The organism is Methylomonas sp. 11b (genome assembly GCF_000515215.1).
Classification (GTDB): Bacteria; Pseudomonadota; Gammaproteobacteria; order Methylococcales; family Methylomonadaceae; genus Methylomonas.
Map to the genome: position 1 here is coordinate 171945 of NZ_KI911557.1, position 25926 is coordinate 197870.

The following is a 25926-nucleotide window of genomic DNA, read 5'->3' on the forward strand; positions in this document are numbered from 1 at the left end:
GTCGCAATCGATCCATAAGAGACGATCAGAATACCCTTTTTTACTCACCGAAAAAGGCTAAGAGACTTTTTATTAAGAAATTGCTTTTTGTGGATGTAGCTTCGATTTTATATAAATAAGTGCCTTATTTAATTCTGATTCAGATATTTCATTCCAATATCTATCCAATAAGTCTCTAAGAAAATCTAGCAGCTCATTTTCAGCACTATTTCTATTTTGAATATTCATTCCATTATTGAAGTCTTTTAAGTCACAGCCTTCAATGAGTTTTACAATCAACAATTCAAGGTTATTATAGTCCTTATCATCACTTTTAAATAGTAATCGTAATTTTGATGCGGATGAAACAACATGTGCTTGATAATGTTCGCATTGTTTTAATATTTCAAGACGCACCTCGTTAGTAACCGTTCCTACTGGGGGAATATGAAGCTGATTGTACCTTGTGTCATTTGCATAATATAGTTTTTGACACGCTTCAATAAGATCGCAAGATGCATTACGAATCTCGGTTACTCTTTTCTCGCCCAAAACTTTCAAATTATTTCTATGACTTAAAAAATAAGTTGCGAATACTGCTGTTATACTAATAGTCAAATACGCTAATGGGTTCATTTTGTTTGAAATTCCTTGATATGTGTGTTTTACAAACAAAGTGTAGACTATTCGTTAAAATCCGCTGTATTAATGGCGGCTTTTTGGCCGGCTGCCGCCAATGGCCAACGACATATGTCAGTTGCAAATAATCTTGGTTTACGGCGGATGATTGCAGGTCGGAGCGAATGATTGCAGGTTCAGTTGCAAATAATTCCGGTCTGAAATTGCGCTGATTGCAGGTTTGCGGGTTTTCGATTGCAAGCGGCTAGTCTTAGTCCCCCCTTACTTATAAACTATTTTTGAAATCTGATAATCAATATGAGTGACCTCGAACAACAAGAAAAATTTAAGCAATGTTTTATTGAACTTATGAAAGGCGTAGTTCCAGAGCGAAAAGATGAAGTCTTGAAGCTTTGGGAGCATTACAATCCAAAGATTGTCATAAAAAATAATAATAAACTAACACTAGAAGCCACGCGCAGCGAGATTAGAGTTGACTTAAAAATTATTGATGTATTTTGGTTGATTGGCTTTTCAGGTTGGAAAGCGATTGAAACTTATATCCCATCAGTCATAACAGCCGCTTCGTTTAATTATCGTATATTTGATGAACTAATAAAAGACGAGGGACTAGATGATGTAGAGCGAACTTATAAAGAAAGAATAAAAGCTGCGGAATTGTTTATTGAAGGCAATAGTTCTATAGAAGATATTTGGCCACCAGACATTCCAAAAATATCATCACCTGGTGACGATATTGATGACGTTGAATATGAAGCTGCATATGATTTAACAACTTCAGCTCTAGGATTTGCATTATTCCACGAATTCCGTCATGTAATGCTTGATCAAAATGGAGAACGGCATGATGTGCGAGCAGAAGAAGAGCTGGCCTGCGATGTATGGGCTAGAGAGTTTTTAACGGCCAAGATTGCAACCTACGCAAGCTCTAAATCATTTGATTATCAAACTGTCTTACAAAGACGGTCGATGTCATTCGTCTTAGCGGTTCTCATACTACATGAAATAACCCCGGTATGGGATCGTGGTGGTAACTGTGATTATTTCTCCGTGGCTGAACGCATAAAGTCTATTATTTTTAATACGCAACTTGAAGATAACAGCCACTTTTGGAGTTTTTCGGCGGCAGTTCTGATTGGCATATGCAGAATGAAACACATTTCATTTAATCCTGAGCCAATGAGTGCCAAGGAATTGACCATGTTTTTAGTAGAATTGGTTTAAATAGTCGGTCTTGAATACCATCCATTTTCAGCCATTTACAGATTATTTCCAATCTCAGCTTTGTCTTAAATTTTGAATTTTATACATAGGCGGCTGTCATTATGGAGTTGGCCGCAACCAATGAACAGGCAGTTTGTTGGCCTCCGTATCGTCATCTTTCATCACGATTGCAGAATTATTTGGTATTGGTTCAAGACCAAACTGATCAATTCTATTAAAGAAATACACTGTTTCATCGATAATCCAACAGTCAGATGGAGGAGCATAAGACTGAAATAAATGGCAATATACCCAACGGAGGTCTTTACCCCGTGCATCGAACTCACAAACAGATTTAAATATTCGTTTATAGCGTTCAATTTCAACAAGGCCACCGTCAAGCGTTTCTAGGCCTATATGCACGACTCCAGGTTTATTTGCTGGAAGCTGCTTAACAGCTTCGGCAAGGTGTCCCCGAATATCTCTCGCCTTCCGTTCTACTGCTCGTTCGGCGTCGCAGCTCCAGTAAGCAGCTACAGCAAAAGACACCTCATCAAGAAAACGGTTATTCCCGATTTCATCACCTAATCGTTTGAACCGTCCTTTGACTAGATGTGTGAACCCTCGGTTCGGTTCACGTCTTCCCCCAATCAGTTCGATTATTTGATCCGATGGGTATTTAACCAAGAAACGCGATAAATGTTCTCTAATTGAATCATAGTCAATTGGAGCAATTGAAACGTCCCAGATTTCGTTTGAAATAATAGTGCATGGTGGATTAACCAATGCAAGTTTTCCGCATAACTCCTTGACAAGAAAATCATCTGGAAGCGAACTAAGTTCAACATGAAAGACAACATCTAAAACTACATCGTATTGTCTGTCGTATAGGATGTCCCTCGCTATCGACCACATTCTCAACCATTTTTGCCTTTCATTTTGACTGTATTCAGAGCTTTTATTTAGTCGTTTACACTCAATATACCAGGTGTTTTTCCCTATTGACGCTTTAAGGTCGGGTTGCTTTTCGGGTGGGGCTTCGTTAAGAAATTCAACATCATTTGCTCCGTTTCGTTTCCAGATCAAACCAACTAGAAGCTCAAATAATGCTCCATCAGGTTGTTGTTTCTCCTTTGTCAACATCCGTTCGACTCGATCATCGACGTGTTTGATGTCCTTAAGTTGATCAAGGTCGGCTCCAAGTCGTTTAAATATGGGAACTATCCGAGCCCCTTGAGTTGGCTCATATTTCACTGGATTATGAAGTACAGTATCAATCAAATATAAATACCAGCCGATACGATCATCAATTACTGAATTGGATTTGTATGGGGTGGCTGTTTCTCGTGATGTATGAGGAGTTAGATTTACCTCTAGCTGGGCTTCAATTTGTTCAGTCCTTCGCCGCCATTCGGCGTTATCCAAAAAACTTATCATCCATTTGAACGCACGTTTAACATCAGGATCATCGTAACCACCAAATGGTGGAAAATTCTTTTTCACTATAAGGGCCTAACGAATAAGGAATACGGAAGCATTTTGTAATTTGAGCAAACAACGAGTGACGAAGTAAATATCCCCCGGCAAAGCCGGGGGCTTTATGTAGTGAACCGCTCAAAGCGGTAAAGAGGGTCGCTAACGCGGCCCTAATTTAATAGCCCCCTAAAGGGGGCGTCAGTTCCAAAGAGTCATTTGTTCAATTCGCTGGTCTTCTTGTTCTTGGTGGCGAATATACTCCCGGATCATCGTTTCATCCCAACCAACCGTCGACACAAAGTAACCTCGCGCCCAAAAATGTTGCCCAACAAAATTACGCTTCTTCTCTCCATAGACACGCGCCAAATGAATAGCACTTTTCCCTTTGATGTAGCCAATGACTTGTGAAACCGCATACTTCGGCGGTATCGCAATCAACATATGCACATGATCCGGCATCAAATGACCTTCTATAATTCGACTTTCTTTCTGACTCGCTAGTCGTCGAAAGACTTCACCCAAATGTTTACGCAATTCCTTATACAAGGTTCGTCGCCTACATTTGGGGATAAATACAACATGATATTTGCACTCCCATCTTGAGTGACTTAAGCTTTCTTTCTCGTCCATCAGGTTCTCCTCTGTCGTGTACTTGGCGGTTCACGATCACGAGTGTCTTGATGGACTCCTCTAAATGTCAAACTTTTGCTGTCTCCCCGGCAAAGCCGGGGGATTTCTCATTATTTGTTAACTTTATCTTGCTGCCATTCAATCAAATGTGTCAAATGGAGCGATAGACTGAAAAGGGTCGGTTTTTGCCGGTCAACCAACTATCATTTTACTCATTGTCTGTGCCTGCTTTTGATAATTTCAATGAGTGCGCAAGTCAGTGATTTCGGTGTGCAACAAGAAAAACAGCTAGTGTGCAATTCCTGTGATCTCAGGTGTGCAAGTAGCATGCAATTTCGCAAGTAGCAAAATAGAATGATCTTGCCGATTTCAATGAATGGTTGCCATCCACAGGCTGCTATGCAAACTAAACCGGGCAGAATCGATTTAATTGCGGTAGTCGGCTTTTGGCCGATAGGTTGAGATCGCCAACGGCGGCTTTGTGGCTCTGCGGCTCACAGAGTCTAACTTCGCCGACTGGCTGCCTTGGAGAGGTGCGAGAGGCAAAAATGGGCTGCTGCTGCCGACCATAATGCGGAGAACTACATTTCGGCTAGCAAAGTCCGGAGTGGGCTTTCGCTACTACCCGCATTAGCACTGCAAGCTTTCAATGGCTAGCTTCCTCGCAATTTCCTCAGCCTTACAAGCAGCCTCTAGTCTAGCCAGTTCACCGCTTTTCTCCATTAGCTCGTAAGAATATGCATCAACTGGTCCGTTATACTTCATCTCGCGATGGGCTGCTAAACCGTCTTCTTTTGACCACAGCGCACCTTCAGTGTTGATCCCCCGGTCTTGGCTCATTTGCAAAATTGCCAGCAATTCTTTTGGCGACTTGTAAAAATAAGAACACTTGTCTTGCACCCATTCCAACGTATAAAAATCGGCATCTTCCGGGTCATGCCGTTTATAAATATCAGCTATCGCCTGTAAAATTTCACGGGACACAATATTTACTCCAACTTATTTTGATCGGTTTTTTTCAAAGGCATAAATAAGGATAGCGTAACCCAACTCAGGCTATGTTTACGTGCTATCGGAGAATCGCAGCTGATCAAAGGTTCGAACATAGGTACCGATAGCGACGACCATGGGCAGCGTCACCAATACAATGATTGTTCGATGCCTCATGTCCGTGTGTGACGCCCAACGTAAAGCTAACCTGTTAACTGTCACCACATCCCTAAGTCAGGCGTTCGAGTCATCTTAATCTTACGTAATATTCCGTACATAACGCTTGGGCTTTCAATAATAGATTAGATTTTTGACCCAACACCAAGCCAAATCATTGGTGCCAATGAGCTAGTTTGCAGTCAAAGATCATAGATTATTCTTCGGCAACTCTTGGCCTGCTGCCGGAGGCCTAGATAGATAGTCGTCTTCGAAGAAGCAAGACTCTTAGATGCTTGGGCTTGCGTCTGCATTGGCGAAAAACGTATGTCGGGTGAGGATCGAAATAGCGCTTACAAATGCATAAGATTTTCTTCAAATTTGAACCGTCAGCAGTTCCTTGATATTGGTGGTGTAGGACGGCGATTTGAATTCCTGCCGCATCTGCCAGCGCTTGCTAAGCATTTCACTCGCATAGCAAACACTACGCTTACCATGTTTGCGGTTAATGTCGTCCAGTGCGGTCATCAGCTGATCAGATCGCAGGTTGTTTTCACCGCTGTCAAATAACGACAGCTGCGCGACATTTGCTGACCATAAGTCAGGCAATAGAATACCGGCACGTTGATAAGAAAAGCCGCGTCTAAAAATCCGCTTCAAACCTTGTTGAGCGGCTGCAATCAATTGCGAGGTATCATTGGTTGGACGATCAAACGCTATGGTCGCACTGTTGGAGTATTGCGGATTGCGGGTATCAAACGGACTGGTATGAATAAACACCGTCAATACGTGCGTGGTCAATCGCTGTTGTCGGCATTTTTCCGCAGACCGTGTGGCAAAGTGCGTGACCGCTGCGCGTAAATCATCATAATCAGTCAACCGTTCACCAAAACTGCGCGAGGTCAGAATCTGTTTTTTCGGTGCGGGCATTTCTTCTAAGGCAATACAGGAAATACCGTTCAACTCGGTCACAATCCGTTCCATCACTACACCAAAATGTTGACGTAGCTGTTTTGGATCAGATTGTTTCAGTGTTAGCGCATGATGAATACCGATTTGATTGAGCTTATCTTTCCAGCGCCTGGAAATACCCCAAAGGTCATCCAGCGCAATGGTTTTTAACACTGCATCGGGATCAGCAATATCGCGCCAGTCCAGAGCGGGCCCATGTTTGGAATGACCTTTTTTCGCTAACCGATTGGCTAACTTCGCTAAGGTCTTAGTTGGCGCAACGCCAATGGAAATCGGTATACCTGTCCATTGCTTTACAATCGCACAAATATCTAAGCTATATTCCGTCAGGTTTTGTGGCAGTCCGGTAAAATCCAAAAAGCATTCGTCAATGGAATACACTTCAGATCGCGGTGCAAAGCTAGATAAAATCTGCATCACACGCTGACTCATGTCGCCGTATAACGCATAGTTGCTAGAAAATACCGCAATGCCTTCTTGCTTGGCATACTGCTCAATCTTGAAATAAGCGGCACCCATTTTGATGCCCAAAGCCTTGGCTTCATTACTTCTGGCAATCACGCAGCCATCGTTATTAGACAGCACGACCACTGGTTTGCCGTTCAGTTTTGGCTGAAAGACTCTTTCACAGCTGGCGTAAAAATTGTTGCAATCCGCAATCGCGAATATGGGTGCTGAAGTCATCTATACCGGTAGCGAACGAATCACGTTTTTGACCACACCCCAAATATGTAACTCCATGCCTTCTTTAATCTGGAAATCAGGATAGTCGGGATTTTTTGATCGCAACCAAATTTCATCGGTAGTCGTATCTAGCGCTTTAACGGTGACTTCACCGTCGATCACCGCAACCACGATACTATTGTTGTTTGGACGTAAAGAACGATCTACCACCAACATATCACCATCATTGATGCCTGCACCGGTCATGGAATGACCTTTTACTTTAACGAAGAAGGTGGCTGGTGGATTGCTGATGCAATGTTGATTGAGGTCTATCGTCGATTCCAAATGATCATCAGCCGGTGATGGAAAACCCGCAGGCACTTTAGACGTGAATAACGGCAATTCAATCGTACTCAATTGCTGTTGAGGTTCCAGAATCGGCAGTTCCAGATCGTCAGACCATAGTGCAGCACTAATCAATGGCTTCGTATTGCGTGGTTGATAGCTTGATATAGAAATGACGCTCATGCTTATATCCCAAATTCGTGGTTCTGATGAGGGCAAGCAGTGTACCTCAAAAACGGAATTGTTTTGTATTTGTTCTTATTGCTCAATGAGTTTGGTTGTTACGCATTTCTGACGTTTAATAACGTCAGTCATTTATCACGGAGGCATGGGCAATGTGCGGTCGTTATCAGCTCACAGCAACCCCTGAAAGCATTGCTGAACATTTTGAGTTGCCACGCTTGCCTCGCTTTCAAGCTAGCTACAACATTACCCCTGCGCAAAAAATCCTGTGCATCGTTGAGCTAGACGATAAATCGCTAAAATCGGTAAACCTGTTTTGGGGGTTAGTGCCGTCATGGTCAAAAGATGATAAACACAGCCATCACCTCATCAACGCACGAGCAGAAACCATTAGAGAGAAACCCAGTTTTCGTGCTGCCTTCCATAAGCGACGCAGCTTAGTCGTCGCAAGAGGTTTTTATGAGTGGCAGAAATTGGAAACGCATAAACAAGCGTTTCATATCCACCGGCAAGACAATCAGTTATTTGCCTTTGCTGGACTTTGGGAACATTGGGAGCACGAAGCGCAAACACTCTATTCCTGTACCATCATCACGACCGCTGCAACGCAACTGATGCAACCGATTCATGAACGTATGCCGGTGATCATGCCTGTAAACCATTACCGGGATTGGTTGGATAAATCCGCCACTGACAATGACGTGTTTCAATTACTGGATAATCAGGCGTACGCTGATATGACTACAACACCGATCAGCGATTATGTAAACAATCCAAGGCATGATGATGAGCGGTGTATTGAATAACTTCTGGTCATGTAGTTTGGCCGTTCAAAGCTGAATCTTATTCATTCTGCTCTACTGAAATTAACGGAGGTGTTATCGGTAGACAAGGCTAATAAAACACGCCTTTTTATTTCTTAGGAGCCATTTAGATGCTGAAAAGATGCTGGTTTGGTATTTATGTTGTATTGCTACCCAGTCTTGGATGGTCGAATGATTTCTCGACTATCCAGGACAATATCAAACCCGGCAACATTGTCATCATCGGCGAAAGCCACCAAAGACCGGAATCAACACAGCTTTTCGCGCGTCTGGTTGATGCGACCCTGGAAAGACATCAATGCTTGACTGTCGGACTCGAAATTAACCGCAATCAACAACCCGTCATCGATGCTGTAACCCAGGGTGAAACACAGGTAGCGGAGATTAAAATACCGTATGCCATCGATCATCCTGGACTGCGAAAACTGATTGATTATCTGGTCACGCTCAAATCGAAATTTCCATGCTTGGGCATCGAGGCCATTGACGCCGATCAAGACCGCGACGTAAATATGGCCAATCGGTTGTCCGAGTTCTCGCGCGAAAAGCCGATATTGGTTTTGCTGGGTGGACTGCACACATTGAAAAAGGTTAAGTGGACGGTCAAAAGCGGAGAACCCTTTGTTGCCGAGATACTGGCTAGCCATGGCTATCAAGTTAATTCCTATCCGCAAAATTGGCAGCCTGAGAGGTGCAAGAACGGACAGGGAAGATCAAGCCGATACGTTAATGCCGACGATCCGGAAGCATTGCAGATTCTGAATGAGTCCTTCATGTCGCTGATCAACGCCCAACGTCACCGATCAACGCAGGATGTTGTCGATGGGTTTTTGCTTTGGGAATGCGATCTTTAGTTGTTTTTCCGACGAGTCAATCATGATGCTTGTGGCTGCAGCTCTCGAAGGCGCACTAATCGCACCACTGAGTGACTTTTTAACAAGCAATAATCCTCGCAGCCCGGCTTTTGACCATGACCGCGAGGGTATGCCAGCTGATTCAAGCCATTTCATGTAAATTCTGGGCGCTACATCTGACCCTCTTCAAAGGCCATCAGGCTGCCATCATCATGTTCAACCCAAATCACTCAGCATATAAAGAATGTTTGAGGCTCCTCTGGTTCCAATTGCCTGGACATCGATTCACAATAGTGATCGAAATGTCCCGTGAACTCGATGGCAGGAAGAAGATTGTTGTCAATCACGTGAGGAATATTGAGATTGGTCAGTAGCCCGTTGATGTCTTCGAATACTGACTTAGCGTCATCGGTTGTCAAGAGCGGCCAAACGTAAACGGTTGACAATTCTTTTTCACGATCAAAAAAAGCCGCCCGTATTTCGGTGGGTATGTCATCGACACCGTGTTTACTGAGCACGACTTTTGACACGGGGTATTCTTGGGCTTTCATATTTAGCTTATAGAAGATATCAAGCTCATTGAGTAAATGAATCCCGCGCGAGGCGGCAATACTGAGTGGATTGGGTTTTTCAATCTCCCAGACGTTGTGACCGGTTTGTTCATCCATCTCCTCTTTAAAGGCCTCTGACCATTCTTCGGCAAATTCCCCAAAGTCATCCGATTTGGGCTGTTCACAAAAAAGAGGCGTTAATGCCTGATCGCTAATCACCACACCCACCAGGAATCGCAAAATGAGGTCCCCCTCCGGATTCTCCGAGGGCTTCATAACAAAAGAACGGCGTGATTCCGATGTTGGAATTTCGCCTTCGGCTTGCTCGATCAACTGCTGGTTGATCTGGCGAATTTGGCTAGGTAACCAGTTGATGTCTTCAAGGGTGAATAATTCGTCGTGAATGGCGAGGGCTTGTCTATCGTTGATCAGCCCATGGCTTTGAAGCAATTGTCTAATGCGTTCGGGGTCTTCAATACGCTTAGGTAAAGCCTTTTCAGGATGGGACTCGATGACCATCGGGATGGCGAATACGATCGACTCTGCATTCGGCATAGACGGCAATCTCACCCGAATCCGTTCGGCGAGCGAAACAATGCGCTCATTTAATAGCGAAAATACGTGCAAACCTTCCGATTGTCGTAAAGCGCTTACCAAAATATCGTCCTGGCTATTTGCAATACAGGACTCAATAAACGCTCGAAAAAGTGAATCGAGCTCAGGCGACGTTGGGTACAGAGCGACTTTCTTAGCGGTTAACGTAATGTATTTAACCAAAGGATCCGACGTAGCGGTGTCGTTAATAGAACGGTTTAACATGATAATGCTCCTGGGTTGTGTTGAGGTTGAGGGGTAAAACACGTTTGGGGTTATGCGCCGGATGTGTGTTGATCATGCCGTGCAGAAAACAGATGACATTCATGGAACACCTACACCCGCTTTTGCGTGTTGGCCAACAGTACGTTGACGGCGTAGGTGACGACAAAGACACCTACTGGCACAGCTTGCGGTGGAATCGGAAACGGCAGTGTCAAACTGACCAGCAGCAGATACAGCGCACCCAGAATCAGATAAAGGCTGTAGCGATGCGCCATGGGGCTGGGGTAATCGAAGTTGGTCTGGCTGATCTTGCGCCGCACCAGTCCGTCGACGACAAACGGCAGCAAGGCAGCTGCCAAGTACGGTAACCAGATGCAGGCGGTGGTCAGGCGCTTGATCATTTGATAGATCGTGTCCCACAGTACGTTGAGCCGGCTTTCGATAAAGGGAAACAAATCGTTACGCCCCACATCCTCGAAGCCTTTGGACATCTGCCGTTCGCGCTCGGTGGGGATGAAGTAGCGGAACACGCTGTCGCGGATGCCGGTGGTGACGAACAAGCGATCAAACCAGCGCTGCGCGGTGTGGCTGATCTGTGATTCTTTATCGGCGCCAAAATAACCGATCATCATCTGATCTTCGGCACGCTGCAGTTCGCGCGTCCAGCGGTCGGACACAAAACTGGCCACCAGGATCACTTCCAGTAGCCAAAGCATCAGGCTGAACAACAGATTGCGGGTCATGAGCTCGCACCTTGGCGATTCTGTTGTCGGTCCAGTTCCGATTGCAGTATCGGCAAGCGACCTTTGACGATGCGGCCGCCGGATAACTTGGCGATGTAATGCAAGTCCGGCAGTTGTCCGAGTAACTGCGGTGCGAACAAATCACCTTCTTCCTCCATCAGGCGTTCACCAACATTGCCGGAAAACACTGTGGGATTGGTCGCGCTAGTCGCTACGCCTTGGGTGCGCATGATGTATTTCAAGCGGGTTTTTGGCAGGTTGTCGGTGATGTACTGCTGTGTTTCGCTATCCATGATGCGCAGGGCAATCAGGTTGTTGACGTTACCCAGCACTTGCCGGGCTTTGTCCTGAGAACCGGTGCGGGCGGCAAAGTCGGCAAAAGTCTGGGTGGCGATGAACAAGCGAATCTTGGCACCGCGGCCTTTGTTCAACACCTGAATGAAGGGATCGTTGATGACTTCGGCGGCTTCGTCGACAAACACATTCACGGGTCTATCCGAGACGCCGTAGTTGTAGCGATCGCCGGCGACAGCGGCCAAGTCGGCTAACAGAATCGATCCAATGGCGCTACCCACCATGCCGTCCGATAACGAATCCAGGCCGATGTAAGCAACCTGGGCCTTTTCGATGATATGGCCGGTATTGGTGATGGGACGCAAATCATCCACGTCGTGGGGATTGGGTGACAGCAAAGGCCCCAAAGAACCCGAGGTCAGCATGTTCATGATCGGAATCAAGGAGGCGACCATCTTGCTGAAGTGCGCTCGGTCGTGTTCGAACAAGGACAACAAGCCTTCCAAATCCAGATTCGGCAATTGATATTGCACGACCTCTCGGTAAAACCGCACCAATCCCAACGCTTTGGAATCGATGTCCTTGGCATTCTTCAGGTAAGGTCGCGCCTCGTGTCGCCAATGGCCCAGGTTGTTGTCGAAATAGCGTTCCAAGGCTTGAATCACCAGTGTCGAAGGACCGCCTTCCAGGTAACGGCGCAGTTTGACCAGGGTTGGCCGTTCCTCGATCACCATCAAACCCTGAATCACGTTATCCAGGGATTTTTGACCAAAGGCCTTGAAGGGATCGTTACTGCTTTCGCTAGGCGAAATGGCGCTGATGCGACTGGCGATTTCCGAAGGCCGGTTGAAATTGTGTAAGGGATCCAGACGCACGCTGTCTTCCGGAAACGCCGGGTGGAAATACACGAAGCGATCCGGGCGCTTGGCCAAGGCACAAGCCCGTTTGGCACAGGCCATCAAATCCTTGTCGCCTTTGGGATCGATGATGATCACCGCTTCGCCCCGCAATACCGCTTGGGTCACCAACACATCAAAGGCGCGCGTTTTACCGGCACCGGTGGTACCGACTAGTAGCGTATGGCCGGCGGTATGCTGCAAGGGCTGACGAATGTCGCCTTCGGACACTTCCAGGCCATGTATCCAGGCCGAGCCCATCCGTTGATGATCGCTGGGAATCAGCGTCGAGACATCGCGTTTCAAAATCTCATAGGCCAATTGCGCATGCTTTTGCACCCAATCGAATCCCCAACCGAACCACAAGGCCTCGGGGTTGCGATTCACCAGGGTGACAAGCTTTTCGGCATCCAGGTATTGGAACCGAAACTGTCGCAACCGGCGTTTGCGGTACCAAAGACTCAAGGCCGGCGACAATCGCCAACACGCCATGACCCCGCACGCCGTCATCAACCAGTCGAAGGGTTCGCGTGGCAAGCCCGACCAGCGACTCGTGAAATGCGCCAAACCGGCACCGCCTAGCCAGCCCGAGATGGCATACACCTCGAAGATGGGCCGCCAGGGAAATTGGTAGTCGTAATCGGATTTCATGGTTTGATCCGTACTTTGATGCCTTGCCCACGTCCCAGCACTTGGCAGTCAGGATGCTGACTGATTTCGCGTAGGAACTCGTAGCGTTTCAAGTCGGGATGTCCGTCCAGGTAGACCCCAAGTTCGTCATCAGAAACAGTGATCCAGGCGTCTTGCTGATCGGGATGGGTGCGCAGTGTCGAGATCCACACGCCCACTGCCGGAAAATCTTGCCCAGGTTGCACACTCGGAATGCCGTCGTTAATGCTTGGTTTGACTGAATCCATGACTGTTGTCGACGTTACTGGGGGTTCTGCTGGTTGCTTGTGACTGCGTGGTTTGGCTTTTGTGTTTCGCTGCTGGGTGGGCTTTTGAAGGGTCGATGGATTGACGGGATCGATACGCTTGTCTGGTTTGACTTCGACATTTTCAGCAGGCAATGCAGTTGGTGTGGCATTCGATGCTTGAACCGGTAAAGCGCCTATCATGCGCAATAGCCTCTGCGCAGGTTCCTCAGCCAGTTGTACGACGCGTTGCTGCCCTAAGGTTTGCACTTTCCGCATCGGAGACAGAACATCGGTCACTAACCAGTTTTGATCGACCAATCCTTGAATGAACACATCGCTTTCAACTTGAAGCTTTAGCGGAACATCTGGAAATAGGCATAACCATTTTCCTTGTTTTTCGAAGATGTCGCCGTTCCATGACCACTGCCCCTGACTAATCCGGTTCGCGATTTCGATAAGCCACGCGCCGGCCTGTCCATGATTGCGGAGCCATAAGACTTCTGGGTCTTGGATGGATTGGGATTGGGTATGCTCAGTCACGATGTCCGCTTGAGGGTCGGCTAAAGACTTGGTATCGCCATCCACGCTCGGCGTGCATCCGTCATCGACAAGGGGGGTGGGTTTGTCGGTATCACCGGTATCCGATTCAACCTGCAAGACTGGGGATAACGGGACCTGCTCTTGGCTAGTGCCATCGGGAATGGCCGCCAAGGTTGGCATCTCGTGGTCGGTTGATGGTGCCTGCGAAACCGGCTTAGGCTTGGTCGGTTTGCGAGATTTGACTGCTTCAGTCTTTTCCGGCAATGCCTGGTCTTTGGTTCCTGGTTGGGTTGGTGTAGTAGATTCCTCGTCCTCAACTTCAAATCCTTCGATCGCGGCCGGCGGCTCATTGCTGAATATCGACTCCAACGATGCCAAACGCAGCATGTAAAACACGGCGTCCAAGCCATCCGGTCTCATACGCCAATAGCGGTACTGGCGGCCTGCGGCATCGCGTTTGGGAATCGCCAAACCGCGTTCGATCAAAATATCCGCCAAGGTATCTTCATCGCGCGGAATACCGGGCACCTTGTCTTTGGCCAGCAAACCGACGATGTCTTGCGCGCCAGTCCGCCAAACAATATGCACACCGGATTGAAATCGCCATACTCTGGCGCCTTTGTCGTTGACCAGCCACTGGCCTGATTTAATCAAGCGCCGCATCGCATCGAACAGATACCGCTCGACCGGCATCCCCAACGCCGCATCGACCGAATGCGCATGGGTTTTCAAATCGCGTTCCACGCTTTTGCAGTCTGCGGTAACCACTAACTCATAGAGCTTGCTACCGCGATCCAGACCATGCAAGGTTTCCAGTAGCGCTTGCATGATTTCTGGTCCCGGTTCCAGCAGGTAAGCACGCGACTCACGCGTTAACACCCGCTCGATAACCAGTGCCGAAAACTGTTGGTGGCGTTTATGACGGTTCTCTCGCCAGCGCAAAAAATAACGATCGATACGGTGTTGTGCCGCCCAGTCGATCAAATTTTCGTCACAGGGATTCCAGGTGTGCAGCCCCTGACTGTCGGTAACAGCGATATCGGAGACAGGTTTACCAATATCGTGCAATAAGCCGGCAAAACACACGGCCAATCGCCAGCGCGGCTCCAAGGTTTTACGGGATTTGGGTGTGGCGTCGCTTGCAAATAGGCAGCCGTGCGATGCCAGGGACGCCCAATGTGCGACTTCAAGGCCATGCCTAAACAAACCACCGGCGCCGCGATGGTGATGTGATTCGGAGGCCGGCAACAAGTGACTGAATGCGGCATAGCGTGTAATGACCGGTAGTGCAATCGCCTGATATAACGCATCGGGCAATGCCAATGCCTGCTCTATCGATTGAATCAGCTCGCTTTGGGTGGCCAGAACACGCTCTACCGATGCCGCCGGCAGCCCCTTCATGAATGGTGGATAACGTGGAATCTCCTCGCCAGACGATGCCGGTGGTGCACTGACCAAAGCCGGTTTATCGCCCCAAAGACGCTGACTGATACGTTGGATGAAAGATGACGTGGCGTTTTCCATGGCGCCGCATCGTGACATAAAAATTTTGGACCCTTCGTACAATAAAGGTCAAATTCGACCTTTATTGTACGAAGAGCAGAAAAGTTTGTGATTAATGTACTGCGCTTTCTGATTCGTCTGGAGGCAGCATGAACATTGACACCATCCCCCCTCATATTCGCTCGTTTATCCCGATTGTAGGCTTGGCGCTGTGCACGGCTTGCGCATCGCCGAGTGCAGTGGATGAACACATTCACGAAATCGTCATCGGATCGATGATGCTTGATTCCAAAAAGCCCTGGCACCTGGATAGTGCCTGGCAGACTGGCGGAATAGGCGGTTCGGCGCTACGGACCGCGTCGATAGAGCATGTTGTCAGGCAAGTGGATCAGCCCTGGCGGGCCGTAAACGATGCCGATACCGTTGCAAAGCCCAAACACCCTGACAACAGCTTTGCGGATTCAATCGAATTCACGCAGATCGACGACCCATCCCAGTTGGAACGCGCCTGGCGAAAATACTGCCATCATCAGCTCGACCTGTCGCTTGAGGAACGCGCGCTGATCGACTCGACAGACATGCGGGCTGCCTTACAGCATGCCTGCAACCCCAGTAGTCTGCTGAAATAAGGGGGCGTCATGACTATCACAAGCAACGACGCGTTAGGCAATCTCGACAACCGCTTTCAAAAACTGGTGGCCCTTAAAAAATCCAAACCCACAAAAGTCGAACCCTTGGCGACTTTACCGCATTGGCCTGCCGGTATGCGCGGCACGCCGAATGCCTGTTTGCGCAGCGCCTTGTTTGCCGGGGTGCAGGGCAATGAGCGGATAGCGTACAAAAAACGTACCCTATTGGCCGCAGTCGAGGGGATCGAAGTCCGTTATCTCGGCGTTCAGCTCAATCAGTCCGATCTGGACGTCTGGATGCAGATCGTGCATCTATCCAGAACGCAATTGCCGGGCTTTAGCGTGACCTTCAGTGCGCATGCGTTGCTGATGGCTTTAGGCCGATCGACCGGCAAAAGTCAGCACGAATGGTTGAAGGAATCCATGGCGCGTTTAGGCGGCGCCTTTGTGGAAATCACCTTTCAAGGCCGCGACACCTTTGGCGAAAAAGGGTTCTTACGGTATCACCGTGATGAAGTGACCCATCGCTACGTGGTGGAAGTGACCGAATCCATGCTGCGCTTGTTTGAAGACGGCTACACCTACATCGAGTTCGAGCAACGTCGTAAATTACGTAAACACCCCTTGGCACTCTGGTTACAGGGATTTATGTCGTCACATGCAGCGCCCTATCCGTTGAAAATCAACACCATCCACCGTTTGAGCGGCAGCAGTGCCACGACCCTGCGTGACTTCAAATACCGTTTACGCAAAGCATTGGAAGCCTTGGTCGACTGCGGTAGTCTGGAAAGCTTTGAGATCGGCGAGGATACCGTCAAAGTTAAAAAACACCCCACAGCGAGCCAGCAACGGTATTTACAGGGCAACAGCGGTTGAAAAAAAGCACGGCATTCGACCGACGCTATTTTGGCTCGGTCGATACGGCATTCGGCCGACGCACTAACGGCATTCGACCGACACGGACACGGCATTCGACCGACGGTGGCACGGCATTCGGCCGACAGACACGGCATTCGACCGACAAAAAGCACGGCATTCGGCCGACGTTTTACACGGCATTCGACCGACGCTCAGTGCGTTTTTTGGAATCGCTGCAAGTCACGATTGGCGTGGCCTACAGCGATTTTCAACGACCTAAAAAATCGGGTGCTAATCTATTTATAATCTTTTTTTAATCTAAATATAGGGCCGCTGCCCTGTGGATAACTTTGGGCCTTGGTCTGCCCATCAGCAGCGTCATCGACACTCAGTGCGAGCCCGTTGCCATGGCTTTTTGAAACTGCCAATAGGCATCGCGCAGTGTACCCAGCAGGGCCACTTGTTTACGGATATCGGCGAATTCGTTTTCCAAGGTTTCCACCAGTTGCTGCTCCCAGTCGGGTTCACCCTTCAGGATCCGCTGCAGGGGATAGCGATAGCCAGGACCTTTTTTCAGGTATTGGCAAATCGGTTTAGTTTGACCCTTTTGGCGCAGGGTGGCCATCCGGTACCACTCGATGCTAAACGACAAACGACTTTCACGACGACGAATCCGAACGCCAATATGCCCGCGCTCTTGGGTGGTCACATGTTGATGTCGCTGATTCATTTGTCGCCAGTAATCATCCACCAACATCCGCGCGTGGGCATGCAATTGCTCCGCTTTACTCTCCAGCCACACTGGGATGGCTGCATCAGTCGGCAGTAAGGATTCTTTCTCGCTATCGTCGCTTTTCATGAATTTTCCTAATACTTAACTTCAGGGATTTAGAGTGGTCGTCCCTGAGGGATTTTTTTTGGGGGGGTCCGGTTTGACACAGGGCTGAGGCCAAAAACCTGTACAGACATTTAGACGCCGCGTCCCTGAATACTTAGGGATATGTTCTGCGAAACATGGCCAGGTTGACATCGATGTTCCCTGATAACCGGTTTATCGGCCTGTCCCTGTTTAGACACGGCACATTGCCAATGACTGAAAATGTTCGCTGAATGTCCCTGATAGATCAGGGAACCGCCGAACGGAAATCCTGCACAGGTTTATGCGCTGAGTCTGATCAAAACCTGCCGCGGATTCTAGGCGAGGTAAAAACCGATGGACTGACAATAAAGGCCAAAATCGGCCTTTATTGCAGCCAAGGTAAAAAAAATTGCCCTGTCGTACAAATTAGGTCGAATTTGACTTTTATTGCACACGAATAGCCAGGTGACTGGTGTAACAATAGGGCTATGAACCCATATCCCTTCGTACTGTTGATGTTAATGACGTTATTGCTGCAGGCATTGACCGCCTCGGCTGATGAGGCTGTCGACAGACCGGTTGCGTCGTATTTCGAAGACAAACAACGCGGCTGGTTTTGGTATGAGGTATTGCCGGAGCCGGTAAAAAAAAACCAACCGGAAACTCAAGCCGATCAGGAAAAACCCAAGCCTGACATCAGTCCGCCCAGCGTCGTTCAAACTGAAATTGAACCCAAAACACAAGTCCAGCCTTCTGCAGAACCCCAGCCACTGTCCTCAGCCTGGCTGAAGCAAAACTTGGAGCATTACCTGAACCAGGCCATCGACGATCCGAGTCCCGAGAATGTGTCGGCGTTTTATTACCTGCAGCGGGTGATGATGGATAAAGCCGAGCGGTTTACCAACGCTGCGCGCTACGTGGTGATGTCCGATCCGCAACTCGACGAAACGGTGCGCCGACCGGTGGCAACCTATGCCGCCAATGAAGCCAATCATCAGGCCGGCGTGGTGGCCGAACAAGCCTTGAAAGCGATTGCCGCCCAAGCCGGTATTTTGTTTTTCTTCCGATCTGATTGCCCTTATTGCCATGTACAAGCACCGATTCTGGCGATGCTGGAAAACGCCTACGGATTCAAGATTTATCCTGTGTCGCTGGATGGTTTACCGATGCCGAACGGCTTTTTCAGTCAGTTCAAACGTGATAACGGTCAGGCTGCAATGTTGGGCGTTGAACAAACCCCGGCACTGTTTCTGATGAAACCGCCCAAGCAGATTGTGCCGTTGGCGCAAGGCGCGTTGTCGTTAGAAGAAGTTACCGGTCGGATTCTGCTGGCGGCCAAGGAAGCCGGTTGGATCGATGCCTCCCAATACCAAACCACTCAGGGCATCCGTAACACGCCGATGTTGTTACCGGCCGCCGGTAGCATCAGCCCTGCGGTCACTCAAGATCCACTATCGCTGATCCAGGCATTGCAACGCAGTGCGCATCTCGGGAGTACGCCATGATGTCGTTTTCATTTCGCTATCGTTACCCATATCGCCAGGTATTAGTATTGATTCTGTTGGTTGAGAGTGCCGTTCCTGCTTATGCCGACCTGCAACAGGAAATGGATAGCATGTTCGGCACCATGACCAATTTTACGGCGCCGACCGCCCATTTAGGACAGCGCCGCGGCGTGATTACCGGCGGCAGCCTGGTGGCGCGCAACGGCATCACCAATACCAACCTGGTTTCCTTCGTGCCGCCGTCGTTCAGCGCCGGCTGCGGTGGGATCGACTTGTTTGCCGGTAGCTTCAGTTTCATCAACTTCAACCAGTTTGTGCAATTGATGCGTAATGTGGCTGGCAATGCCGCAGGGTATGCGTTTCAGTTGGCCGTGGGTGCCATGTGTCCCTGGTGTGCGTCGGTGATGACCGACCTGCAAAAGAAAATCCAGGAAATGAACCAGATGTTCAGCAACTCATGCAGGTTGGCTCAGGGTTTGGTCAACGACACTGTCAAAGCCTTCGATCTGCAAAGTAAAACCAATCTGTCCAATGCCTCGTTTACCCAAGGCATTTCGGATGTGTTTTCCAGTTGGACCAATACCAGTACCTTGGGCGATCCGGTGCAACAAATCAAACAAAACGATCCCACCGACATGACCAAGGTCATCCAAGGCAATCTGGTTTGGCGGGCTTTGGTCAATCAAAATGCCGGCGGTTGGTTTAGGTTTGGTGGCAACAGTTTGCTGGAAGCGGCGATGAGCATTTCCGGTACGGTGATCGTCGATGCGCCGCAAGCCGCGCCCGACGGCAAAGGCGAAAACAATGCCATTAGCGCGCCGCCGCCGGTGTTGCGTATCAAGGATTTGATGTACGGCAACGACGCCGGCAACAGTTATCAAACCGTCAGGATGTATACCTGCAGCGATGGTCATGATGCCGATCAGTGTCTGAAACCCATCGTCCAGAACGTCAATCTGGTGGGCTTGAAGCAACGGGTGATGGAAATTCTGCTGGGTTCGGCCAATACCGGCAACGGACTACTCTACAAATTCTCGACCAACAGCGGTCAAATCACCGACAGCGAAAAAGCCTTCATGCAAACCGTGCCGGATGCCATCGGCGGCATGATCCATAACCTGGCTAGGGAGGATGCCGGCATTGCCAAACTCTGGGCCGAAGAAGCGGCACCGGTGATTGCCCTGGAATTGGCGCAGCTGATTGTCAACGATTTGCTCAACGCTGTGCAGACTGCGGCACATATGAATGACCACGCCTATGCCAAGTTGTTGATGGACGCTTTGAAGGATGCAAGGGAGCAAATCCAGGACGAATACGTCACCATCGCCGGTCGCTACGGTAATCCGCAAACCCTGATGGCGTTTTACCAACAATTGATGACCACCGTGAAGCCTAAACACTATGGCACCGTGGCGCAATTGCCGGCGTCTGGCACCGCTTGGCCGACGCCTTAATGGAGTCAACCGCATGAGCCTCTGTCCGAACTGCACTACAAGACTCGCTTACTGGTGCTTTCTATCAATCGTAGGCGTGTCTTGGTTTTACCCTATTTCTTTAAAGGCAATCGCCCATGTTTGAAATCTTTTCCGTGGGCGATTCCGCCTATTTGCAAGCTGTCCTCAATGCGATTGCGATGATCTCTGGCACCGGCGACTACAGTGCCGCGGCGGCCGTCGGCGGTTTGATCGGCGTCATCATCGTCATGCTCAGGGCGTTGTTGCAATGGGATGGCCGAGGCATTCGCTATCAGGATTTATTGCTGGCCTATGTGTTGTGGTTGATGCTGTATGCGCCGTCGGTACGGGTGTCGATCGAGGATGCTTATACTGGCAGCGTGGTAGTGGTCGACAACGTACCGTTGGGGCCGGCGGTCGTAGGCAGCGTGATGTCGAACATGGGTTATCGTACGACACGGTTATTCGAACAAGGCTTTGGAACACCGTCGATGACCGGCAATGGCTTTGCCGACAGCTTGCAGACCCTAACGGCGGTACGGAAGAATCTGTTGTCGCGAGTGAATTTAGGCGCAGCCAACGTGCCGAATGCCGGTAGCGACATGGAAACCTCGTTTGCCAATTATGTGCGTGAATGCACGTTGACCGGTGTTGATTTAAACCAGAAATCGGTGGATGCCATCTTACGCGATGCGGATCCCCTGAATGCCATCCGCTTCGATTCCGACATCTACATGACCCAAATCTATGTCGGTGGCCAACCGCAAACCAAAACCTGTACCGATGCCTGGGCCGATTTGAGCGTAGTGGCCAATGGAAATTTTGCGACGGCGCTGGAAGGGTTGTTGCAACCGACCTTGGGCGTACCGGCGGCAGGCGATACGGTGCCGAAAATCCAGGATGCCTTCGATGCGTTGGCCGGACCCGGCGTAGTCGATGCCGCCGATTACATGCTGATGTCGGCGATCCTGCCGATGTTCGAGAAAGGCGTGATCGGCCGGCATGAAGACGGTTTGCATTGGAACAAAGCGGCGATGGTCGAGCAAGCCATCCAGCAACGCAACACCCAATGGGCCGCCGAACAAACCCTGTTTGCCAAGATCGTCCGACCGATGATGGCCTTCATCGAAGGCTTGAGTTATGCCATCGCACCGATCATGGCCTTTGTGGTGATGCTGGGCAATGTCGGCATCCGGATGAATATCGGCTACTTCTCGATGTTGCTGTGGATCCAATTGTGGATGCCGATTTTGGCGGTGATCAATCTGTTCATCCAAATGTCGGCCGCAGGCAAAATGGCTGCACTGACTACGGCGACTTACAATTTGCCGTCAATGATGGGCATTTACCAGCTGGATATGGAGTTGCAACAATGGCTGTCGATTGGCGGCATGTTGGCCGCGTCGACGCCGGCCATCACCTTGATGCTGATTTATCGCGGGGCAGTGACTGCTACCCATTTTTTGGGACGGATGGACGGTGGCGATTATGTGAACGAGAAAATCGCTACGCCGGATGTGGTCAGCCCGGCGCCGGTCTTGAATGCGCAAGCGCAGCATCAATACAGTCCATTGTCGGCGGTTACTCAAACCGGGGTCGACAAGGTGCTGCCGACCTTTACCGCCGGGAAGGACATGAGCGCGGCCGTTTCATCTGCCTATTCAGCGTCCGAGCAAGCCACCAATAGCTTTATGCATAGCGTGTCGTCCACGGCGTCGAAGTCGGCGAGCATCAGCAGCGATGCGTTTGATAGTCGTTCATTGGGCAATCAAATCGCCAGCAGTTCCAGTTATACCGATGCCTATAATCGTCAATTTGGCGAAGCTTTTGCCAAGAAGCATGCGGATACTGGTATTTCTGCGGATCACTTTTCGGCGCTGGTGGCTGGCAGTGCCAATGCCGGCGGCAAGACCTCAAACGATAAATTGAATGCAGCGATTTCGGGGCGACTACAAAATGATTTTAAAGTCGGTCAGGATAAGTCCGATGCCATCGCCGCCGACATCAGTCAAACCGTCAATGACAGTCAGGGTTATCAAGCCGGCTTGGCTAAAAGCCTGGCACTGGATGCGCAGACCGGTACCCGAAACGTCGCCTCAATGGGGCTACAAAATCAATCGTTGTCCTCGTTGCAACACAGCGCAACCGACGCGGTATCCGCCAGCGAATCCTATCAACAAACTTTATCGGCTCAACAACGCTTCGGAACGCAAGCGAGCTTCGGTGCGGCGGAAACGGGATACAAAATCGCGCATGATCCTGGCTTGATGGAACGCCTGGATCAAACCCTCGATCAATATGGCTTGCGAGGTGATACGCAGCGACTGGCCTCGCAATGGAAAGCCGCCGGTTGGATTAGCGATGCCGATCAGGCCTATGCCGCCGCTGGCATGTCGTTATTGACCGGCTTCTCGTCACCCAGTTACCGCACGCTGGATGATCAACAATCGCACCAAGCACACATCTCGGGTTACCAACTGTTGGGCGATGCCTTTAATGCGCCGCAGGCCGATCAAAGGTGGAATGCCAACCGGAACGAAACCTTGAAAACCAATGCTCCTGAAACTGGCAAGGTTCAGACATCAGTCGAACAGGCTCAGCTTAAAGACCCACGCGTTGAAACCGAATCGCTAGAACAGCGTACGCAGACACGGATTCGTTCAGCGACGGGGAAAATTGCCGGCGGCGAGGCCAGTATCGAAGCACAACATGATCGTAACCTGGCTGAGCGTGAACAAAACTCAAAAGAAGGCTTTGGGAAATTGGCGAATGTCAAGGCAGAGCATTTTAGGCAATCGATTGCGGCTGCGGCCAATGACACGCCTTCTGCTGCAGAGTTGTCTTACAACTACATAGGCGGTGGAGTCTACAGTACTGCTAAAAATCTTGAAGCCATGGGAGCTGCTGGACAGGAGTACTTGAAACAATTCAATAATAGTTATGATGAAGCGCAGTCAAGAGGTGCTGGAAATTGGGACGCTTTTAAACACGCGGCATCCCAGTCCTATCCTGGTTTCGCTCAAGCTACGCAAGCCTGGGCTGATCAAAGAGTCAATAAAGTTGCCGACAAGCTGACATCAAGTCAGCAAGCTTATTATCGTGCTGCTATGTTTGAAGCCTTTGATGGGATCGCTGTGAGTAGTGAAAACACTGGTGGATTGGGGGAAGCGAAGCAGAAGATGATAAATGAAGAAGGCGAAAATGAAGCCAATACTATCGCTAAATTATTGAGAAGTGCAGCTGGCCAAAACAGACAGGATCTGATCGACCAGATAGGACAATATAATCGAGCCCGTGGGCTGATCAATTATTGAAAGGTGGATTTTACTGGTTTTTTCCAGGCTAGGATAAAGACAGCAACAAAGCCACGAGCAATAATCATAAAGAAAAATAGAGCAACATAGCCAGCTAGCGCCGGGAACTCATGGGCAATAAACATGGAAACTAATACCAATATCGCCCAATAGTAATTACTTTGATGAAGAAACTTGGCTGCCATACGCTCGACTCCCTGAAATACTAATTCAGCCAATATCAACGCAAGAAAGAACACCGTTCCGAATGCTGCAAACAAACTGATGTTATCTGGGAGGTTTCCCCAGTCAGCAACAAACCATAGCACTACAAGACATATCGTTATAGTTACCAGCTTTTGAAGAACTAAAAAGGAAAGAACATCTGAATATCTGGATTGGATAAATCGCGTAAAACCCGATGGGAACGATGCAAACGTGCTTCCGCAAAACGGGCAAATCGATTTCAGTGGCTGGCCATAGTAAGTGACAACTCGTGGCACCATAGAGCGTTTACAGTCATGGCAATGTACAGTGGCATGATGTCCGCTAAAAACTGAATGGACGTTCGATTGCTGAATCGTGGCTCGGCCTTTAAATCGGTTTGATAGAGAGGATGACATCATTAGCTCCCGAATATCTTGGTGCGATTATCGTACGTCGATATTGCAGAATTTCCAAGTCATGATATTGAAATTATTGGATTATTTTACCTTAAGGTTGATCTATTTACACCCTCAGTCTGACTCAGACTGAGGGCTCATTTATATTGTCTCTAAGCGCTGAGCACGCCTTGCTTCATTTGCAATTTGTCAGAAACGAATTTAGATTTCTGACACTCGATTTATGAATCAGAGTTTGCAAACAAACTCATTCTTTAAGAGTGGTACTTTGCTGTCTAAGGCTTTAGCATCAAAATCTAGTGGGTTTCGATTCATGTCCCTCAGCCCGCCAACAAATCGATATAGGACTGGTAACTGTAACTGCGGTTTTTTTTAAGCCCGGTAAATTCCACTACGATACCCAGCTCCTCCAAAACCTTGACCGCCGCCGTAGCGGTTGGGAAGGTTGTGTTCAGTTTCTGGCGCACCTGTTCGATACTGAAGCGCGGCATCATAGGCAAAAGCTCGAACAAACGATAACTGGCCGGACCGACTTTCGTCGCAGCCAGCAGGCGCCGCCGATCCGCCGTGATCAGGCTGGCAATTGCCACAATATTGCGTTCGGCATCGGTCGCGGCCACCGCCACCGCTTCCAAAAAGAACGACACCCATCCTTCCCAGTCACCCTCGCTACGGATGGCAGACAAACGGCGGTAATACTCGCTCTGATGTTGTTTCAAGTAGCCGCTAAGATAGAGCAAGGGTTCTGGTAATAAGCCCCAATGCTCCATTAATGCCGCAATCAGCAAGCGACCAATCCGGCCGTTGCCATCTAGAAACGGGTGAATGGTTTCAAATTGGGCATGCACCAGGGCAATTTTTACCAATGGCGGTAACCCGTCAGACGGTGTTGCATGAATGAAACGTTCTACATCAGCCAACAAATCCGCAACCCTTTCCGCCGGTGGCGGCACAAACGCCGCATTGCCGGGCCGGGTACCACCAATCCAGTTCTGCGAACGGCGCAACTCGCCGGGTTGTTTACCCGTACCTCTCGCTCCATCCAGCAGTAATTGATGAGCATTGCACAACAATCGGACACTGATCGGCAAGCCATCGGCAGCGCGCAGGTTTTCCTGCACCAGACGGAATGCTCGGAGATAGTTGGTCACTTCCTCCACATCGTCGGTATTACTGACAGCAAAGCCCGCTTCATCGTCAAACAAGTCGGTTAACGTCGCTTGTGTGCCCTCGATTTGTGAGGTCAGTAACGCCTCCTTTCGGATCGCGCTATACAACAACCAATCTACCGATGGCACTAGGCCGGAAACCCCCGATAACCTTGCCAAGGCCAACTCCGCATTATGATTCAGCCCCGCAAAGCTTTCGACGGCCAAAGCGGGATTGATCGGCGGTAAGGCATGCGGGACAAACGCCCGCACCGGCTCGCCCAAAGTTGTAGAGGTGATGTAATCGCCAGTGCTGCGCATGATATTTAAATTCTTTTTAATTATTCGCCAACATATTAAAGCATTCTTTAATATAA

General features: G+C 49.2%; 21 protein-coding genes. 8 read left to right on the forward strand and 13 right to left on the reverse strand.

All coding sequences use genetic code 11. The annotated features are described in order from the left end of the window. Positions 1 to 72: 72 nt before the first annotated feature. Positions 73 to 615 carry a hypothetical protein gene (locus tag METH11B_RS0100825; protein WP_026600336.1) on the reverse strand — a complete coding sequence of 181 codons (543 nt, stop codon included), beginning with the start codon at positions 613 to 615 and terminating at the stop codon, positions 73 to 75. 300 nt (positions 616 to 915) lie between these two features. Here METH11B_RS0100825 and METH11B_RS0100830 point away from each other — a divergent pair, with 300 nt between their 5' ends. Then, positions 916 to 1842: a phage exclusion protein Lit family protein gene (locus METH11B_RS0100830; protein WP_026600337.1), complete on the forward strand. Its 927-nt coding sequence runs from the start codon at positions 916 to 918 to the stop codon at positions 1840 to 1842. A 99-nt stretch (positions 1843 to 1941) separates the two neighbouring features. On the opposite strand, the gene METH11B_RS0100835 is transcribed toward METH11B_RS0100830, so the two are convergent. The 5 genes from METH11B_RS0100835 to METH11B_RS0100860 all read right to left on the reverse strand — a co-directional run bounded on the left by METH11B_RS0100835 (position 1942) and on the right by METH11B_RS0100860 (position 7239). After that, positions 1942 to 3324, reverse strand: coding sequence for a hypothetical protein (locus tag METH11B_RS0100835; protein WP_026600338.1), 1383 nt, complete (start codon positions 3322 to 3324; stop codon positions 1942 to 1944). Between the two features lie 171 nt (positions 3325 to 3495). Beyond that, a complete protein-coding gene (gene tnpA / locus METH11B_RS0100840; RefSeq protein ID WP_026600339.1) occupies positions 3496 to 3927 on the reverse strand; it encodes an IS200/IS605 family transposase in 432 nt (143 codons plus the stop codon). 630 nt (positions 3928 to 4557) lie between these two features. Further along, positions 4558 to 4911, reverse strand: coding sequence for a hypothetical protein (locus tag METH11B_RS0100850; RefSeq protein WP_026600340.1), 354 nt, complete (start codon positions 4909 to 4911; stop codon positions 4558 to 4560). Between the two features lie 537 nt (positions 4912 to 5448). Continuing rightward, positions 5449 to 6729, reverse strand: coding sequence for a Y-family DNA polymerase (locus METH11B_RS0100855; RefSeq protein WP_026600341.1), 1281 nt, complete (start codon positions 6727 to 6729; stop codon positions 5449 to 5451). Next, on the reverse strand, positions 6730 to 7239 hold the full coding sequence (locus METH11B_RS0100860; RefSeq protein ID WP_026600342.1) for a LexA family protein: 510 nt from the start codon (positions 7237 to 7239) through the stop codon (positions 6730 to 6732). Between the two features lie 152 nt (positions 7240 to 7391). On the opposite strand from METH11B_RS0100860, the gene METH11B_RS0100865 reads away from it, so the two are divergent. Both METH11B_RS0100865 and METH11B_RS0100870 read left to right on the forward strand, forming a co-directional pair. Next, positions 7392 to 8045 (forward strand): SOS response-associated peptidase, encoded by a 654-nt coding sequence (locus METH11B_RS0100865; RefSeq protein ID WP_026600343.1) that lies wholly within the window; start codon positions 7392 to 7394, stop codon positions 8043 to 8045. A 128-nt stretch (positions 8046 to 8173) separates the two neighbouring features. Next, positions 8174 to 8917: a hypothetical protein gene (locus METH11B_RS0100870; RefSeq protein ID WP_026600344.1), complete on the forward strand. Its 744-nt coding sequence runs from the start codon at positions 8174 to 8176 to the stop codon at positions 8915 to 8917. A 230-nt stretch (positions 8918 to 9147) separates the two neighbouring features. Here METH11B_RS0100870 and METH11B_RS0100875 read toward each other — a convergent pair whose 3' ends face one another. The 4 genes from METH11B_RS0100875 to mobH form a co-directional block, all read right to left on the reverse strand. Then, the gene (locus METH11B_RS0100875; RefSeq protein ID WP_026600345.1) at positions 9148 to 10287 is read right to left on the reverse strand and encodes a hypothetical protein; all 1140 of its coding nucleotides are present in this window, start codon (positions 10285 to 10287) and stop codon (positions 9148 to 9150) included. 110 nt (positions 10288 to 10397) lie between these two features. Then, a complete protein-coding gene (locus METH11B_RS0100880) occupies positions 10398 to 11030 on the reverse strand; it encodes a DUF4400 domain-containing protein (RefSeq protein ID WP_026600346.1) in 633 nt (210 codons plus the stop codon). Beyond that, positions 11027 to 12871 (reverse strand): conjugative transfer system coupling protein TraD, encoded by a 1845-nt coding sequence (gene traD / locus METH11B_RS0100885; protein WP_026600347.1) that lies wholly within the window; start codon positions 12869 to 12871, stop codon positions 11027 to 11029. Before traD ends, METH11B_RS0100880 begins: the two co-directional genes overlap by 4 nt. After that, positions 12868 to 15201 carry a MobH family relaxase gene (gene mobH / locus METH11B_RS25945; RefSeq protein WP_051426985.1) on the reverse strand — a complete coding sequence of 778 codons (2334 nt, stop codon included), beginning with the start codon at positions 15199 to 15201 and terminating at the stop codon, positions 12868 to 12870. Before mobH ends, traD begins: the two co-directional genes overlap by 4 nt. 128 nt (positions 15202 to 15329) lie before the next feature. Here mobH and METH11B_RS0100900 point away from each other — a divergent pair, with 128 nt between their 5' ends. Then, the gene (locus METH11B_RS0100900) at positions 15330 to 15809 is read left to right on the forward strand and encodes a hypothetical protein (protein WP_026600349.1); all 480 of its coding nucleotides are present in this window, start codon (positions 15330 to 15332) and stop codon (positions 15807 to 15809) included. A gap of 9 nt (positions 15810 to 15818) precedes the next feature. Continuing rightward, on the forward strand, positions 15819 to 16685 hold the full coding sequence (gene trfA, locus METH11B_RS0100905; RefSeq protein WP_026600350.1) for a plasmid replication initiator TrfA: 867 nt from the start codon (positions 15819 to 15821) through the stop codon (positions 16683 to 16685). Positions 16686 to 17055: 370 nt separating this feature from the next. Here the strand turns inward: trfA and mobI are convergent, their stop codons facing one another. Then, on the reverse strand, positions 17056 to 17526 hold the full coding sequence (gene mobI, locus METH11B_RS0100915) for a conjugative transfer protein MobI(A/C) (protein ID WP_026600352.1): 471 nt from the start codon (positions 17524 to 17526) through the stop codon (positions 17056 to 17058). A gap of 488 nt (positions 17527 to 18014) precedes the next feature. On the opposite strand from mobI, the gene traF reads away from it, so the two are divergent. The 3 genes from traF (at position 18015) to METH11B_RS0100935 (ending at position 23799) form a co-directional block, all read left to right on the forward strand. Continuing rightward, positions 18015 to 19031 (forward strand): conjugal transfer protein TraF, encoded by a 1017-nt coding sequence (gene traF, locus METH11B_RS0100925; RefSeq protein ID WP_026600354.1) that lies wholly within the window; start codon positions 18015 to 18017, stop codon positions 19029 to 19031. Next, entirely contained in the window at positions 19028 to 20485 is a 1458-nt protein-coding gene (locus METH11B_RS0100930) for a conjugal transfer protein TraH (protein ID WP_026600355.1), read from the forward strand. The genes traF and METH11B_RS0100930 overlap by 4 nt, the downstream gene beginning before the upstream one ends. Positions 20486 to 20601: 116 nt before the next feature. Beyond that, positions 20602 to 23799 (forward strand): conjugal transfer protein TraG N-terminal domain-containing protein, encoded by a 3198-nt coding sequence (locus METH11B_RS0100935; protein ID WP_026600356.1) that lies wholly within the window; start codon positions 20602 to 20604, stop codon positions 23797 to 23799. Here METH11B_RS0100935 and METH11B_RS28960 read toward each other — a convergent pair. Both METH11B_RS28960 and METH11B_RS0100945 read right to left on the reverse strand, forming a co-directional pair. Then, entirely contained in the window at positions 23793 to 24404 is a 612-nt protein-coding gene (locus tag METH11B_RS28960; protein ID WP_231499561.1) for a hypothetical protein, read from the reverse strand. The genes METH11B_RS0100935 and METH11B_RS28960 overlap by 7 nt on opposite strands. Positions 24405 to 24721: 317 nt before the next feature. Then, positions 24722 to 25870, reverse strand: a complete 1149-nt coding sequence (locus tag METH11B_RS0100945) for a Fic family protein (RefSeq protein ID WP_026600358.1) — start codon at positions 25868 to 25870, stop codon at positions 24722 to 24724. Between the last annotated feature and the right edge of the window lie 56 nt (positions 25871 to 25926).

Excerpts from the sequence above, each read along its gene's own strand:
- METH11B_RS0100825 (WP_026600336.1), bottom strand. The coding sequence starts at position 615 with ATGAACCCATTAGCGTATTTGACTATTAGTATAACAGCAGTATTCGCA.
- METH11B_RS0100830 (WP_026600337.1), top strand. The coding sequence starts at position 916 with ATGAGTGACCTCGAACAACAAGAAAAATTTAAGCAATGTTTTATTGAA.
- tnpA (WP_026600339.1), bottom strand. The coding sequence starts at position 3,927 with ATGGACGAGAAAGAAAGCTTAAGTCACTCAAGATGGGAGTGCAAATAT.
- METH11B_RS0100855 (WP_026600341.1), bottom strand. The coding sequence starts at position 6,729 with ATGACTTCAGCACCCATATTCGCGATTGCGGATTGCAACAATTTTTAC.
- METH11B_RS0100860 (WP_026600342.1), bottom strand. The coding sequence starts at position 7,239 with ATGAGCGTCATTTCTATATCAAGCTATCAACCACGCAATACGAAGCCA.
- METH11B_RS0100865 (WP_026600343.1), top strand. The coding sequence starts at position 7,392 with ATGTGCGGTCGTTATCAGCTCACAGCAACCCCTGAAAGCATTGCTGAA.
- METH11B_RS0100870 (WP_026600344.1), top strand. The coding sequence starts at position 8,174 with ATGCTGAAAAGATGCTGGTTTGGTATTTATGTTGTATTGCTACCCAGT.
- METH11B_RS0100875 (WP_026600345.1), bottom strand. The coding sequence starts at position 10,287 with ATGTTAAACCGTTCTATTAACGACACCGCTACGTCGGATCCTTTGGTT.
- METH11B_RS0100880 (WP_026600346.1), bottom strand. The coding sequence starts at position 11,030 with ATGACCCGCAATCTGTTGTTCAGCCTGATGCTTTGGCTACTGGAAGTG.
- traD (WP_026600347.1), bottom strand. The coding sequence starts at position 12,871 with ATGAAATCCGATTACGACTACCAATTTCCCTGGCGGCCCATCTTCGAG.
- mobH (WP_051426985.1), bottom strand. The coding sequence starts at position 15,201 with ATGGAAAACGCCACGTCATCTTTCATCCAACGTATCAGTCAGCGTCTT.
- METH11B_RS0100900 (WP_026600349.1), top strand. The coding sequence starts at position 15,330 with ATGAACATTGACACCATCCCCCCTCATATTCGCTCGTTTATCCCGATT.
- trfA (WP_026600350.1), top strand. The coding sequence starts at position 15,819 with ATGACTATCACAAGCAACGACGCGTTAGGCAATCTCGACAACCGCTTT.
- mobI (WP_026600352.1), bottom strand. The coding sequence starts at position 17,526 with ATGAAAAGCGACGATAGCGAGAAAGAATCCTTACTGCCGACTGATGCA.
- traF (WP_026600354.1), top strand. The coding sequence starts at position 18,015 with ATGAACCCATATCCCTTCGTACTGTTGATGTTAATGACGTTATTGCTG.
- METH11B_RS0100930 (WP_026600355.1), top strand. The coding sequence starts at position 19,028 with ATGATGTCGTTTTCATTTCGCTATCGTTACCCATATCGCCAGGTATTA.
- METH11B_RS0100935 (WP_026600356.1), top strand. The coding sequence starts at position 20,602 with ATGTTTGAAATCTTTTCCGTGGGCGATTCCGCCTATTTGCAAGCTGTC.
- METH11B_RS28960 (WP_231499561.1), bottom strand. The coding sequence starts at position 24,404 with ATGATGTCATCCTCTCTATCAAACCGATTTAAAGGCCGAGCCACGATT.
- METH11B_RS0100945 (WP_026600358.1), bottom strand. The coding sequence starts at position 25,870 with ATGCGCAGCACTGGCGATTACATCACCTCTACAACTTTGGGCGAGCCG.